11 protein-coding genes are annotated in these 14,183 nt (G+C 46.7%); 7 read left to right on the top strand and 4 right to left on the bottom strand.

All coding sequences use genetic code 11. The features are described 5' to 3' along the window. Window positions 1-143: 143 nt before the first annotated feature. Window positions 144-737 carry a signal peptidase I gene (gene lepB / locus QUA16_RS06495; protein ID WP_333102279.1) on the bottom strand — a complete coding sequence of 198 codons (594 nt, stop codon included), beginning with the start codon at window positions 735-737 and terminating at the stop codon, window positions 144-146. Window positions 738-1,190: 453 nt separating this feature from the next. After that, window positions 1,191-3,668 carry an ATP-dependent Clp protease ATP-binding subunit gene (locus QUA16_RS06490; RefSeq protein ID WP_333102280.1) on the bottom strand — a complete coding sequence of 826 codons (2,478 nt, stop codon included), beginning with the start codon at window positions 3,666-3,668 and terminating at the stop codon, window positions 1,191-1,193. A 705-nt stretch (window positions 3,669-4,373) separates the two neighbouring features. Here QUA16_RS06490 and QUA16_RS06485 point away from each other — a divergent pair. After that, window positions 4,374-6,440, top strand: coding sequence for a histidine phosphatase family protein (locus QUA16_RS06485; protein ID WP_333102281.1), 2,067 nt, complete (start codon window positions 4,374-4,376; stop codon window positions 6,438-6,440). A 98-nt stretch (window positions 6,441-6,538) separates the two neighbouring features. On the opposite strand, the gene QUA16_RS06480 is transcribed toward QUA16_RS06485, so the two are convergent. Then, window positions 6,539-6,688, bottom strand: coding sequence for a hypothetical protein (locus tag QUA16_RS06480; RefSeq protein ID WP_333181058.1), 150 nt, complete (start codon window positions 6,686-6,688; stop codon window positions 6,539-6,541). Window positions 6,689-6,865: 177 nt separating this feature from the next. On the opposite strand from QUA16_RS06480, the gene QUA16_RS06475 reads away from it, so the two are divergent. The 6 genes from QUA16_RS06475 to QUA16_RS06450 all read left to right on the top strand — a co-directional run bounded on the left by QUA16_RS06475 (window position 6,866) and on the right by QUA16_RS06450 (window position 13,692). Beyond that, a complete protein-coding gene (locus QUA16_RS06475; protein ID WP_333102282.1) occupies window positions 6,866-7,111 on the top strand; it encodes a hypothetical protein in 246 nt (81 codons plus the stop codon). A 217-nt stretch (window positions 7,112-7,328) separates the two neighbouring features. Continuing rightward, a complete protein-coding gene (locus QUA16_RS06470; RefSeq protein WP_333102283.1) occupies window positions 7,329-7,646 on the top strand; it encodes a hypothetical protein in 318 nt (105 codons plus the stop codon). Between the two features lie 129 nt (window positions 7,647-7,775). Beyond that, window positions 7,776-9,695, top strand: a complete 1,920-nt coding sequence (locus QUA16_RS06465) for a globin domain-containing protein (RefSeq protein ID WP_333102284.1) — start codon at window positions 7,776-7,778, stop codon at window positions 9,693-9,695. Between the two features lie 115 nt (window positions 9,696-9,810). Next, complete coding sequence (locus QUA16_RS06460; protein ID WP_333181057.1) at window positions 9,811-10,035, top strand: hypothetical protein; 225 nt, start codon at window positions 9,811-9,813, stop codon at window positions 10,033-10,035. A 38-nt stretch (window positions 10,036-10,073) separates the two neighbouring features. Beyond that, window positions 10,074-12,221: an adenylate/guanylate cyclase domain-containing protein gene (locus QUA16_RS06455; protein ID WP_333102286.1), complete on the top strand. Its 2,148-nt coding sequence runs from the start codon at window positions 10,074-10,076 to the stop codon at window positions 12,219-12,221. Continuing rightward, window positions 12,214-13,692, top strand: a complete 1,479-nt coding sequence (locus tag QUA16_RS06450; RefSeq protein WP_333102287.1) for a mechanosensitive ion channel family protein — start codon at window positions 12,214-12,216, stop codon at window positions 13,690-13,692. The genes QUA16_RS06455 and QUA16_RS06450 overlap by 8 nt, the downstream gene beginning before the upstream one ends. Window positions 13,693-13,763: 71 nt before the next feature. On the opposite strand, the gene rimI is transcribed toward QUA16_RS06450, so the two are convergent. Next, window positions 13,764-14,183: ribosomal protein S18-alanine N-acetyltransferase (gene rimI / locus QUA16_RS06445; RefSeq protein ID WP_333181056.1), on the bottom strand; the 420-nt coding region annotated here is incomplete at its 5' end.

The following is a 14,183-nucleotide window of genomic DNA, read 5'->3' as shown; positions in this document are numbered from 1 at the left end:
TCGGGCATCGGGCATCGGGCATCGGGCATCGGGCATCGGGCATCGGGCATCGGGCATCGGGCATCGGGCATCGGGCTTGCGATGACAACAGTCAACCGTCAACAGTCAACCGTCAACCGTCAACTGTCAACAGTCAACAGACTTCAAACTTCCCCGATGCGTTCTAGAGGCCAAAACCGCACTACAGCGCGACCGATGATATTCTGCTTAGGTAAAAATCCCCACCTGCTGGAGTCGTTGCTGTTGTTGCGGTTGTCTCCCATCACAAAGTATTCATTTTCTGGGACGCGATAAGGCCCCCACTGGTATTTAGGAGGTTCGGCAATATATTTTTCGACGAGGGGTTTGTCGTTGAGATAAACTAAACCTTTTTTAACGGCGACGGTTTGACCCGGTAAGCCAATTACCCGCTTGATGAATGCTTGGTCTTGAGTAAAGCCTTGTTCTTGCAACTTTTCCGGGGGAGTAAATACTACGATGTCCCCAGTTTTGGGCGGTTCGAGGTAGTAGGAGATTTTTTCGACTACGACGCGATCGCCCACGTGCAAAGTTGGTACCATAGAATCTGAGGGTATGTAGCGCGGTTCGGCGACCAAGGCTCGAATCACTATTGCTAAACTCAAAGCAATAATCACTATCTGAAGATTTTCAAAGCTAGACTTCCACGCTTTCTGCCACCAGCTTTCCGGCGGATTTTCTGCTACTTCTGTACCCAAATTCTTTTTTTCAGAGGTCATTTATTTCTCCACTATATAGTTCTTGCTAATTATCTAATTGCCATTGAAGTAGCTCGCTCTAATTAAACGTAAAACTTTGTTGGGGTATTCAGAAACCCGGAAGGGCGAGCACGGGGGCACCGCTCTACAGAAACCGAGTCGATAGGTCTCATATTTTTTGAGACGAAGATACTTAGGATCGTCAATTAAATAATTCCCCTTTTTTCTTGTGGGATGGGCGTCCCGCCCGCCCAGAAAGGACGGGCGGGACGCCCATCCCACAACAAACAGGAAAAGTGGATTTTATTTAATTCTCATTCCTTAGAAAAGTCAGCGTACATTCTGTTGATATTAACTCATAAAAAAGGCAGAGAACTAAGATTCTCTACCTTTTTTATTTGAGGATTTTGAGTTGTTTGCGACTGCGAGATTGGTTATTTCCAAACTTTACTCGCGATCGCACACAACTCAAACTTACTCAGCGCCTTGGGGCAGCAATTCGCGCTTTTGACCTTGCAGCACCTTAACAATTCCGTCCTCGCCCACATCCACAACAGCGGTGTCGCCGTCTTTGATGCGGCCAGAAAGGATTTCCTCAGCCAAACTGTCTTCCAGCAAGCGCATAATGGCGCGGCGCAGGGGTCGGGCTCCGTAGCTGGGGTTGTAGCCTTCTTCTACCAGCCGTTCTTTGAATTTTTCGGTCACTTCCAGGGTGATTCCCTGTTCTGTCAAACGGCTGAACACTTCTTTGAGCATGATGACCGCGATTTCCTTGACTTCTTCCTTGTTCAACTGGCGGAAGACGATAATTTCGTCGAGTCGGTTGAGGAATTCGGGGCGGAAGTAGTTTTTGAGTTCTTCGTTAACCAAAGAACGAATGCGGTTGTAATTAGCATCGGCTTGGTTGTCGCTGAACTCGAAACCGAGGCCGCCGCCGCCTTTTTCAATCACCTTAGAACCGATGTTTGAGGTCATAATCAGCAGCGTGTTTTTGAAGTCCACGGTGCGACCTTTGGCATCTGTTAAGCGGCCGTCTTCCAATATTTGCAACAGCATATTGAAGACATCGGGGTGGGCTTTTTCGATTTCGTCGAACAGCACGACGGTGTAAGGACGGCGGCGGACTGCTTCTGTGAGTTGGCCGCCTTCGTTGTAGCCGACGTAGCCCGGAGGAGAACCGATGAGTTTGGAGACGGTGTGCCGTTCCATGTACTCCGACATATCCAACCGAATCATCGCGTCTTCTGAACCGAAGAAGTAGCCGGCTAGGGCTTTGGTGAGTTCGGTTTTGCCGACGCCTGTGGGCCCGGAGAAAATGAAACTGGCGATCGGGCGATTGGGATTTTTCAAGCCAACGCGAGCGCGACGGATGGCGCGGGAAACGGCTTTCACTGCTTCTTCCTGTCCGATCAAGCGCTGGTGCAAGGTATCTTCCATGTGCAGCAGCTTTTCGGATTCGGATTCGGTCAGTTTGTTTACCGGGACGCCCGTCCAGCTTGCCACGATTTGAGCGATGTCTTCTTCGGTGACTACTGGCGATGGGTCTGTTTCGCCGGTGCGGGCCGAGTCGGTTTTTTTGGCTTGGGAAATAGCGCGAATTTCGGCTTTGATGGTCATTTCCCGATCGCGCAATTCGCCGGCTTTGTCAAAGTCTTGAGAACGCACCGCTTCGTCTTTATCTTTGAGGACTTGGCGGAGTTCTTTGTCAAGTTCTTTGGCCGCCGGGGGCAGTTGGGAGTTGATCAGGCGAACTCTAGAACCAGCTTCGTCTACCAAGTCAATTGCTTTGTCTGGGAGGAAGCGATCGGAGATGTACCGATGTGAGAGTTTGGCTGCGGCTTCTAGGGCCGTGTCCAAGATTTTCAGCTTGTGGTGCTGTTCGTAGCGTTCCCGCAGACCGAAGAGAATCTCGATCGTCTCGTCAACGGTGGGTTCGCCGACCATAACGGGCTGGAAGCGCCGTTCTAGGGCTGCGTCGCGCTCGATGTGCTTGCGGTACTCGTCTAAAGTTGTAGCGCCGATACACTGGAGTTCGCCTCTAGCCAAAGCCGGCTTGAGAATGTTGGCTGCGTCGATCGCGCCTTCAGCCGCACCCGCACCGATCAAAGTGTGAACTTCGTCAATCACCAAAATCACGTTACCCGCAGTGCGGATTTCGTCCATGATTTTTTTGAGGCGTTCTTCAAATTCGCCCCGGTATTTCGTACCGGCAACCAGCAAGCCGATGTCGAGGGTAACGACGCGCTTTTCTTCGAGGATGTCTGGGATATCGTTGTTAGCAATGCGCTGGGCGAGACCTTCGGCGATCGCGGTTTTACCGACTCCGGGTTCCCCGATGAGCACCGGGTTATTTTTGGTGCGGCGACCGAGGATTTGAATTACCCGTTCGATTTCTTTTTGGCGTCCGACTACTGGGTCTAGTTTGCCATCGACCGCCATTTGAGTGAGGTTGGCTCCAAATTCATCCAGGGTTGGGGTTTTGGTGCGAGCGCCGCCGCCAGTGGCTGCGACTTCTGCGGTTTCTCCCAGCATCCGAATGACTTGGGTGCGGACTTTCGACAAGTCTACTCCCAGGTTTTCCAAGACTCTGGCCGCTACTCCTTCACCTTCGCGGATCAGGCCCAGCAGCAGGTGTTCAGTACCTATATAGTTGTGTCCGAGTTGGCGAGCTTCTTCTAGGGATAGTTCTAGAACCCGCTTGGCGCGGGGGGTGAACGGAATTTCGACTGCTACGAAGCCGGAACCGCGCCCGATGATTTTTTCCACTTCAATCCGCGCGTCTTTGAGGTTGACCCCCATTGATTTGAGGACTTTAGCTGCAACCCCGGTTCCTTCTCCGATCAGACCCAGGAGGATCTGTTCTGTCCCTACGAAGTTGTGACCCAGGCGGCGAGCTTCTTCCTGGGCCAACATGATTACTTTTATTGCTTTTTCTGTGAAGCGTTCAAACATGATTTATTCCCATCACCTGCTGCTATGTGCCCGTTTCGAGGTCACGCTCGCACAACGAGCGTTTGTGTTCGAGTGTTAACTCGTACTGCTTATTCTAGCGCGACACTCCCAACCTATCTGCCGCACTCGGCTGCGGTTGCAGATTCCAGGCTCATGTTGCAGGGTGGCTTTCAACTGGGAAGACCCAAATGGTGGCTGACCTACAACCTCCCCTAGACTGCAAGAAGATTGCTCTTCTCGGCCCGTGCCCAACCTACGACTGCGTATTGATGGATTCTAGCATAATCTTTTTGGCTGTCATGCAGGCGCAAAAGTGATAATTCTCGCAGTACAGGCCGGGTTTTGCACAAAACTTATTAGTTAGATGGGCGATCGATCCCTAAACTCGCTCTTAAGCTGCTGTCCATCTCAAGAATCTTTTGGTTTGCGAGGGAAAGAGCGAGCTGGGCTTTTTTCTCTAAAATTTTGTCTCAGATCCTTTGAAGATTTGGGTATTCTTCCTGTTGTCAGTTGTGCGATCGCTCCCGATCAATTAGTGAGCGTTGCTACACTCCGAGGAGTTTGCCTCAGACTATACTCAGCATGGTTCAAGACCTTGCTTTCGTAGCAGAGTGCTGTGGTCGTTAACTCGTCTGACTTAAAAGTCTCAAACTTCAATCGTGGAAAAGAATCTAAATCCTGTTTAAGGGGTAGTGAAAGTAAATAATGAACACTAGAAACTTAGATGACCAGGTAGAAAGTACCGACAATGGATCGATCGAAGAAGTTACAAGTAAATTCGACGATGCAGCCACAACAACTTCTGCAGCTTCACCAAAAGAATTCAATGCAGAACAGCTAGGACGTGTCTACTTTATTCGGCACGGTGAAAGTACCAGTAACGAACGCAACATTTTTGCGGGAGTTCTGGATGTTGACCTCACATCATTTGGCCGATTGCAGGCACGCCGTGCAGGTGTTGACCTCAAGAAAAAAGGTACAAAGTTTGACGCAGTATATGTTTCCCACATGAGACGCGCGCGCCAAACCTGCGAAATCGCCCTTGCTGAAAGTCAAGCACTAAAGTCACCCGATACCCCCGTTCAAATCGACCACCGAATTAGCGAAAAATCCTTTGGTATTTTTGCAGGCCGCAACCTAAATCTGCTGCGTCTAGCCCTGGGCTACGAAGGCTTCGAGGAAATGTTGCACTCGCACAACGAAGCACCCCCGGCTGGCGAAAAGATTGCCCAAGTTTACTCTCGCGCTGCCCGTTTCTACGAAGACAAAATTGTACCGCACTTGGAACGGGGAGAAACCGTTCTAGTAGTGTGCCACCAATATGTATTGGAGCCTCTAGCACTTTATTTAAGCGGTCTACCGCCGACAGCTTATAAACACCTGAAACTCCCCAATGGTAAAGCTCTCAGCGGTGTGGATCTCGTCAAGTTTCGCGATAAGGAATCCGGCGGTGCTGCTTCGCTGCGTAAAGAGATCAACGATCTTTCAATTATGTGGGCGATTTTGATCTATGCCGCCGCCTTTTTGCTGGGAAGCTTGGTAGGGGCAATCACTGGCGCAGCAGGAGCTATTCCGTCCGCCCTATTTCGAGCAATAATCGTTGCGTGTCTTGCCGCCTCAACGTTTTATACCTACCTAGACATTGACTTTGCAGCAAGTAAACGCAAAGTAACCTCTACTGTGAAGTATCTCGTTTACGGGTGGATGGCAGTGCGATGGGCAGTTGGGCTATTTTTAATATTTTCTGGACTTTTGTATCAGACTGAAGCCGATTTGTACAAAATTTTGTGGGTGCTGTTTTGGATGGTTCCCCCAGCCCTTACTTCCCCAGTTTTATCCGTGCTTTGGGGCGGTAATCTTTATCCGTCGGCTTTATTGTCAAGAACGCTATCAATCGTTGCTCCACTGGCGCTTCTGGCTACATTGAAGGTTGCCAATTTACCCATTAACGTTGACAGCCTGATCTTTTTCGGTGTCATTCTAATTGTAGGTCTGGCAATACCGGGTGCGATCGCCCAGTTTTGGCGCGACCAATCCCCTGTTGAATCAAACCACCACAGTAAAAACTGGAAATTCATCGGAGTGCTTGCTGTCGCATTCATGGCCTTGGCAACAGGGTTTCAGTTTACTCCCTCAACCTTCATTTCGGATATATTTTTTTCAACCGATCCGAACCGCTCGCTCGCTTGTCTGCAACAGCTAGCATTGGCAACTTTAGTGTTTGTCTCAATGCGTGTTTTGGCTGTATTAACATCAGCATTTACGAAGGGCAAGCTTAGCAAGGCAGAAGCTCGCGATGCTTACATCCTGCTTGTGAATCCCAACTTTTTCCTTTGGGCGGCTCTTTTCATCGGAGTTAGTACAACTGCAAATCCAGAAGCCGTAAAATATGCAATTTTTTGGGCAGCGCTGGGCTTTTTCTGCATACCACTCATCGAACAGATATTGTTCATGAATTCATTTGGCAATGACATACTGAGAGAAACACTGCGCTCTTCGAGAGTGGCAACAGAAGATGTTAAAAAGCTGTTCATGCAATTGGATACGGACGGAAGTAAGTCGCTCGATCGCTCTGAGATTATGGAGTTGTTAGGGCTGATCGAAGATATGACAACAGGCGAACGCAGCTCTGAAGAAGTCAGAAGCTACGTCACTGATTATCTGTTCAACATTCTTGACAGCGATAAAAATGGTAGTGTTGATTTAGCGGAGTTAGAAGAGTACATATCAACCTATGGGTTGGTTGCTAACCTTAACGTTGCTCAAATCTAAACTTGGGATCAATAAGCCATAACATCTTTGCTTAGGGTAGGGGTAGTCAAGGCACAAAACCTAGGAAATTTGCACAACCGAAAACCAACTCTACCCTTTTATTTACATCTACCGAGGAAACGCTCTCTGGCAAAAATCGCTCTCAAATCATTGCAAGAAGTCTGCCAGCGCATCGAAGCAATGGGCAAGACACTCCAAGTTAAAACGCGGATGGACGGCTCGTTGCTACTGGTTGGAATAATGAGCATTTTGCAGTTAAGCTGTTACGCATTTAAACGACTAACGAACCAGGTAAGGTGCGCTAGCTAGAACACTTACGCTTACAAGGGAAGGAAAACGCTTATGTACGCTCCGCACCCTACAATCATCCTTTAAATGTCGAACAGCTTACACCCAATGAATCCAAGGAAGTTGGCGATCGCGTGTTGTTGCCCGATCGGTCTCCTGACCGCGATGCCTTGGGTATTCCTTGGGAACTCATTCATGCCCCTGATGTCACAGCCGACAGCCATGAAGGCGTGATTGACACCACAATTCAATATGAGGCAAGAGTATCAATTTCGATGTTTCACTCGGATGAAGTCAACGAAGAAGCTATACTGTTTGCCAACGGGGCTTACCGCAGTATTCATGACGCCATTATTCCTTATCGGTACGCGAGCGATCGCTGAAAGCGCTCTCTCATGGCTGATACAACTGCCTGATGCCATAGAAATTCTCTGTTCGACAGCAGCGGATGGGGCAATACTTACGGAATGTTTGGCTACCTGAATTAACTACAAAGACTTTGAAAATAAGAAAATTCCACGATGTAAGTCCTGTCGTTTTCAGTGAGAGCAAAAAATACTTACGTGAGTAGCGTTAAAACTAGGAATAGGAAAATATCCAATGAAATTAGACAAGTTTGTACTAGCACAAAATATGGCATTTTTAATAGCCATTCCCCCACAAAGTAATTTAGCCAAATTGCTCTCCTTTTGCTTGGCGACAAAAGCTAGACAAAAGACGACCGGAACAGAAATCTTAAAAATAACCTGTGACCTAATGGAAAACCCATCTAATTTGCCCTATTGGACTCAAGAGGTGATGGGACTCGATTTAGATTACAGCAGTGAAGAGTGGAAAGCTTTAGGAGAAATGGGCATCAACGATGCAGGAGAGTTTATGGCTATGGTGTCTCAAGAATTGGAAAATTTGAGTTTGTAATATTTTGCTCTGGCGTCAGTAAAGAAACTCTCTTCCAACTCTCTATTAAAAGCATTTATCCGAGCCGGATAGTTTAAAAACCCGGTCTTTAGACAAGGGAGCATCACCTTTCAAAAAAGAAACAAAAATATGTCTTTAAATGTTGAAATTTTAGAGCAAAGTTTCGAGAAAATTAAACCTCGTGCTGATGAATTTGCCACTAGCTTCTACGAAAAATTGTTTACAACTCACCCAGAGTTGAAACCGCTGTTTGCCACAACTGATATGGCTAAGCAACAGAAAAAGCTCATAAGTGCTCTGGTTTTAGTAGTAGAAAATCTCCGATCTCCAGAAGCTTTGGAGCCAGTTCTCAAGGCCTTGGGAGGCAGACACATCGGTTATGGAGTAATTCCCAAATATTACGGCCCAGTTGGAGAAGCACTACTGAGTGCTTTTGAGCAGTCTCTCCAGCAAGATTGGACTCCCGAAGTAAAGCTGGCGTGGACAAATGCCTACAGAGCAATTACTGCTTTGATGTTAAAAGGCGCTGGGGTAGAAACGACACCTGAAGAAGTTCAATTAGAAACAGAGATAATTCCCGACAAACCGGTGAGTCTAGCAGCTAATCACCAACTAGAATCAGTTTCAGAAAAAGAGCCAGAGTTAGCCGTAGAGGTACTGGAAAGCAGCTTCGAGAAAATCAAAGCTCGTGCTGATGAATTTACCGCTAGCTTCTACGAAAACCTCTTCATCGCTCACCCGGAATTTCAACCATTGTTTGCCCATATCGATCTAAAAATACAACAGAAGAAGCTCCTTAATGCTTTGGTATTGGTAGTAGAAAATCTCCGCTCTCCAGAAGCTTTAGGGCCTGTTCTCAATGCCTTGGGAGGCAGACACATCGGCTATGGGGTAATTCCCAAATATTATGGGCCAGTTGGAGACGCACTGCTGATGACTTTTGAGCAGTATCTCCAAGAAGATTGGACTCCCGAAGTAAAGCGGGCATGGACAGATGCCTACAGAACAATTACTGGTTTGATGCTAAAAGGCGCAGTTGTTGTGTCTACACCAAATGTTGTCCCAGATGAAAAAAATGTCACCCACCATCAGCCAAAAGAATCAAAGACACAATTACTGAACAAATCTAAGCCGATCGCGCCGCCAACCGAGGAACAGAAAAAGCCTTTCGTATCAATGGAGCTGGATGGTAAAATTATCCCCCAAATGCTCTCGAAAATAACTGAGAGTTATCAACAATTTCAGGGTCAATCATTCGTTCAGCGATTGGGTGAAGTTCTCAAAGGAATTTTAGAAAAATTCATTGATAATTTTTGGACGCAACCAGCCTGGTTAGTGGCTTGTGTTTCAGCCGTTCTGTTCATCATAATTTATGTGAACGCGGAGGAAAATTCTCTGCTGGCAGAGATTTTGGAGGGTGCTGATGCTCTCAGTCTTGTCGTTGCTTTAGTTTTATTCATTAAAGAAGCACCGGATCGCAGAAAGCAATTTCATTACCAAGCTTGGAGTATAGTTGATGCAGCACACGGCGTAAAAGTTAGCTATGCCAGAATTCTGGCACTCCAAGATTTGAATGAGGATGGTGTTTCTCTTAGAGGTTTGGATGCTATTGGTGCGGAGTTAGTAGATATTAATCTTCCTCATGCCAATCTCAGTAAAGCCAATTTGATCGAAAGCGACTTGAGTAATGCTAATTTGACTTATGCCAATTTAGATAATGCTAATATCAGTCAGGTTAAACTTAGTGGTGCAAATTTAAGTCATGCAAAACTGAGTTTTGCTCGCTTGACTCAGGCTAATCTTAGTAGTGCGAATCTTAGTAATGCTAATTTAATTTGTGCGGACTTGAGTAATGCGAACCTGAGTGGTGCAGATTTGAGAGATGCTAGTTTAAGTGGTGCAAACTTGAAGAGTGCCTACCTAACTGGTGCAAATCTCAAAGGTGCTAAAGTTAGCATTTCTGACCTAAGTGGTGCTTTGCTCGAAGGTGCTGTTATGCCTGATGGATCAAAGTATAAGTCTCTGGAAGATGAGGTCACAAACAAATAAATTTATCCCAGCTTGTTTTTGACCTTCAAGTCGGCTTTTCTACTCACGGTGTCGTCACCTTGAGTAGAAAAGCTTTGGCTTACTGAAATGCGATCGAGACGGGAGCATCTCACCTTTGCAGCCCTCGGCTAGAAATTGGAGTTTTGAGGCAGGAGGCAGGAGGCAGGAGGCAGAAGGAAAGAGGCAGAAGGAAAGAGGCAGAAGGAAAGAAGAAGAAGGAAGGAGCCAGAAGAAGGAAGGAGCCAGAAGAAGTATTTTTACAAATATGAGATGCTCCCGATCGAGAATCGAGACTAATATCGAGACTAATAGTGAGAGATTACTATTTAATTGTTTATAGACAAAATAAATAAGGCAAAGAAGATCAGGAAAAATCCTATGCAATTATTTAAGCAGTTAAGTATCAAGACAAAACTCATAGTTATGTTACTGGTAGTCAGCCTTTGCGCTATGCTCGCCAGCACCTATATATGTTCTAGCAGTGGGAAATCTATTCTGACCGAAAAAGTCTTCAACCAATTAACCAGCCTTCGGGCTGCCAAAACTTATCAAATCCAAGATTATTTTGAAAGCCTTTACCACCACAGCCAAACCCTAAGCGAAGACCTAACAGTCGTCGGCGCAATGCAGGAGTTTAAGACAGCCTACCGCCAACTTGAACAATCAACAATACCAGCGGATTTTGACGCAAAAATTGATACCTACTACCAGACACAATTTCTAACCAAACTAACACGAACTAACGAGGGTTCGCCGGTTCTGGCATCCTACACGCCAAAAACAGCCGCTGCCCGTTACCTGCAGTACCACTACATCGCTGCTAACCCCAACCCCGTTGGCAAAAAACTTCTCCTTGACAATCCAGGCGACGCCAGCGCTTACAGCCGCGCTCACGCGCGCTACCAACCGATTTTTCGCAATATAGTGGAAAAATACGGTTACTACGATATGTTTTTGATCGATCCTGAAGGAACAGTTGTCTACACGGTTTTTAAAGAAACTGACTTTACCACAAACTTCACCAACGGCCCCTACAACGAGAGTAACCTAGCATCCGCGATCGCCGCAGCACGACAAGCAAATGGAACGGGCTATGTGAAAATAGTAGATTTCAAACCCTACAGCCCTTCCTACGGTGCGCCTGCAGCTTTTATCGCTACCCCAATCTTTAACGGCTCCCAATTCATTGGTATTTTGGCGTTCCAGCTTCCGGTTGACAAAATTAACAATGTGATGACTGGCAACAAAAATTGGAAACAAAATGGTCTGGGCGATTCAGGAGAAACTTATCTGGTTGGGTCAGATTACTTGATGCGCTCTGCATCTCGTTTCCAGATTGAAGACCCAGAAGGTCATGGAAAAACTCTACGCTCGATCGGTACTGATGAAAAGACCATCAAGAAAATCAAAGAATTTAATACTACCATCCTCCTACAGGAAGTGCAAACAAAAGCAGTGAAGGAAGCTTTGTTTGGGAAACAGGGCACGGAGGCGATCGACGATTATCGTAATATTCCAGTTTTGAGTTCTTATGCTCCTCTAGACATTGAGGGATTGAAGTGGGTTATCTTGGCGGAGATGGATGTTTCTGAAGCCTATGCCTCAATTCACTCGTTTGAAAAAAAAGTTTTGATTGGGGCTACTTTAATCATCGCGCTAATCACGCTTGTTGCCATGTGGCTGACCTCAATCTTTGTCAGACCCATTAATACTTTAATCAAAAGCGCTCGCCAGGTGGGGGCTGGAGAATTTGATGCCGTTGTCAAATCTGGTTCGCAAGATGAATTTGGAGACTTAGCTAAGTCATTTAACCAAACGATAGGCAGCCTTCGCGCCGAAACTCAACTAATCGATCGCGAAAATCGCGAAAATGAAGCATTAGTCTTAAGTATATTTAGTCCGGCAATCGCCAAACGCCTCAAACAGGGCGATCGAGAAATTGCCGAGCAGATTTCTAATGTCTCGATCTTGTTTTCCGACCTCCACCAATTCACCAAGCTGACTCAATCTATGTCCCCTCAAGAGGTTGTTCGCTTGCTGAATGAACTGGTAACAGGCTTTGATGAAATGACCGATAAATACGGTCTAGAGAAGATTAAAACTATTGGTGACGGTTACATGGCTGTATGCGGGCTTGGTATGCCGCGTCTGGATCATGACAAACGCACGCTAGATTTTGCTTTGGAAATGCTGTCGTTTGTCCGCCGATTTAGTTATGAAAAAGACTTACATCTAGACCTGCGGATCGGCATCAATTCAGGAGATGTGGTTGCAGGCGTGATTGGTAAAAATAAATTACTATACGACGTTTGGGGCGATAGTGTAAATATTGCCAATAGATTGAAGTCGGCTTGTCCGCCGGGAGCAATATTAGTTTCTCAAGACATCTGCTCGCGCCTCCACGATCTCTACGATTTTGAGCTGGTTGGTGAAATTCAAGAAGCGGGAAAAGAAAAGCTAGTGGCTTGGCAAGTCAAAACTTCTAAGCTGACCGTAAGTGTTCGAGAGGAAGAAGTTTATGAGTAATTTAAGCTTTTCAAACGACTGGCAAACCTGGGCGGTAATTGTCGGATTAGGGTTCCCACTCCTAGTCGTTTTACTAGGAGAGGTTATTTATCATCTACAAAGGCGCGGTAGACCGCTGGCGGCTACGCTGCAGGTTGTAAAAAACCTCGTCCTGCCCGTCTTAATGCTGATGGTTTTAATCAGGAATGTCGTGAGGCTTGACGTTGACGGGAATTTTGCCAAGCTCGTCGCAACGCTGTTTTGGATATCTGTTATCTACGCTTCTCTCTCGCTGTTTAATGTAATTTTGTTTGAAGAAGCTGAGGCAAATACATGGCGGGCACGGATGCCCAAACTGCTGATCGACCTTTCTAGGTTATTTTTGGTGCTTGTGGGAAGCGCGATCGTACTGGCGGTGGTGTGGGGTGCAGATTTGGCTGGTCTTGCTACGGGATTGGGCGTGAGTTCGATCGTGATCGGTTTGGCACTTCAGGACACATTGGGCAGCATCATGTCTGGCATTGCGCTGCTTTTGGAACGCCCCTTCAGTGTGGGTGATTGGTTGCGTATTGGAGATATCGAAGGGCAGGTAATTGATATCAATTGGCGCTCTGTTCGCCTGCTAACTCTCCAGCGGCAGGTGATTATCGTTCCCCATCAATTTGTTGGAAAAGAAATAATTCATAATTACAGCCAACCAGAACGCATTTACAACCAACGTATCAATATTGGCTTTTCCTACGATAGCCCCCCTAACCTGGTGAAGCAGGTACTGCTAAGTACAGCTTTGGCTACACAGGGGATATTAGCCGAACCCGAACCAGAGAGCAAAACCACATCCTATGATGAGACTGCAATTATCTATGAGGTGGAGTTTTTTATCGAAAACTTTGAGGATATGGAGCAGATACTCGATCGATTTATGACGCGAGTCTGGTACGCAGCGCAGCGAAACAACCTGACGCTATATCGCTACCGATACTCCTATGCTGTGGAAGCTGCTGATAAGGCAGATAGCGCTTCAAGTAAGTTAGCCCAAAGCCTGCACTCAATTCCCGGATTTATGCCTTTAGCTAGAGAGCCAAAAAATTTGGATGACTTAACTAAGGGAACTATTTTACAGAAGTTTGGTGCGGGAGAGAAAGTCATCCGGCAGGGCGAGCCTGGTAATGCTTTGTACATTATCATTGCGGGTCAGGCTAAGGTAACAGTCACGAACAAGTTGGGCATGGAGTTGGAGGTTATGACTATCTTGAGTGGTGAGTTTTTTGGCGAGATGGCGCTGTTTAGTGGGGAACCGAGTCCGGTATCAATCGTCGCCGTTGACGATTTGCAAGTTCTTGTCGTCTACTCAGATGCTGTAAATACGATGATTGAACGTCAACCAAGCTTGGGCCGCGAGATCGGTCAAATTATCGAAGCGCGAAGCAAAGCGGTAAGTATGGCCGGGCAGGCAGATGTTTCGTCAAGAGCTGAGGTTGATTCTATATGAGGCTTTTGAACTAAATTGATATCGAGTAACCAATTTAGTTCAAAACCAGTTAAATACGCAACAAATTACACTCAAAAATCAAAAATATCGATCGCCAAATGCCAGTTTTTCTGATGCAGCCGATCGCAAATCTCCCGTTTCTCATCCGCCAAATATCGCTGAAATTCCGGTTTTTCCAGACCGCTGCGCCACATCACCAGAGCATCTTCCCCAGTGTCTTCGTAGTATCGCTTGCGCCGTCCAGCCTCTTTAAAACCAAACTTTTTGTACAGGGAAACTGCGGCTAAATTCGAGTCCCGCACTTCTAAAGTGGCCCGTTCTAATTGCCTGTCACAAGCCGATTTTAGCAAAGCCAAAAGCAGAGCTTGTCCCAAACCCTGACCTTGAAACTGAGGATGAATTGCCAGCATTATAATGTGAGCTTCTTCTAAAATCGCCCACAAACAACCGATACCAATGAGAGTTGGCGGAATCTGTAGGGGCGGTGCCCC

Origin of the sequence: Microcoleus sp. S13_C3 (assembly GCF_036700905.1) — a bacterium.
GTDB lineage: Bacteria > Cyanobacteriota > Cyanobacteriia > Cyanobacteriales > Microcoleaceae > Microcoleus.
The sequence above is the reverse complement of the archived record's forward strand: the minus strand, read 5'-3'. Positions and strand labels throughout refer to the sequence as shown.

What these genes read in the sequence shown, in the direction of transcription:
- QUA16_RS06470 (WP_333102283.1), top strand. Translation starts at nt 7,329, where the DNA reads ATGAAATTAGACAAGTTTGTACTAGCACAAAATATGGCATTTTTAATA.
- QUA16_RS06455 (WP_333102286.1), top strand. Translation starts at nt 10,074, where the DNA reads ATGCAATTATTTAAGCAGTTAAGTATCAAGACAAAACTCATAGTTATG.
- QUA16_RS06490 (WP_333102280.1), bottom strand. Translation starts at nt 3,668, where the DNA reads ATGTTTGAACGCTTCACAGAAAAAGCAATAAAAGTAATCATGTTGGCC.
- QUA16_RS06480 (WP_333181058.1), bottom strand. Translation starts at nt 6,688, where the DNA reads ATGCTCATTATTCCAACCAGTAGCAACGAGCCGTCCATCCGCGTTTTA.
- QUA16_RS06485 (WP_333102281.1), top strand. Translation starts at nt 4,374, where the DNA reads ATGAACACTAGAAACTTAGATGACCAGGTAGAAAGTACCGACAATGGA.
- QUA16_RS06450 (WP_333102287.1), top strand. Translation starts at nt 12,214, where the DNA reads ATGAGTAATTTAAGCTTTTCAAACGACTGGCAAACCTGGGCGGTAATT.
- lepB (WP_333102279.1), bottom strand. Translation starts at nt 737, where the DNA reads ATGACCTCTGAAAAAAAGAATTTGGGTACAGAAGTAGCAGAAAATCCG.
- QUA16_RS06465 (WP_333102284.1), top strand. Translation starts at nt 7,776, where the DNA reads ATGTCTTTAAATGTTGAAATTTTAGAGCAAAGTTTCGAGAAAATTAAA.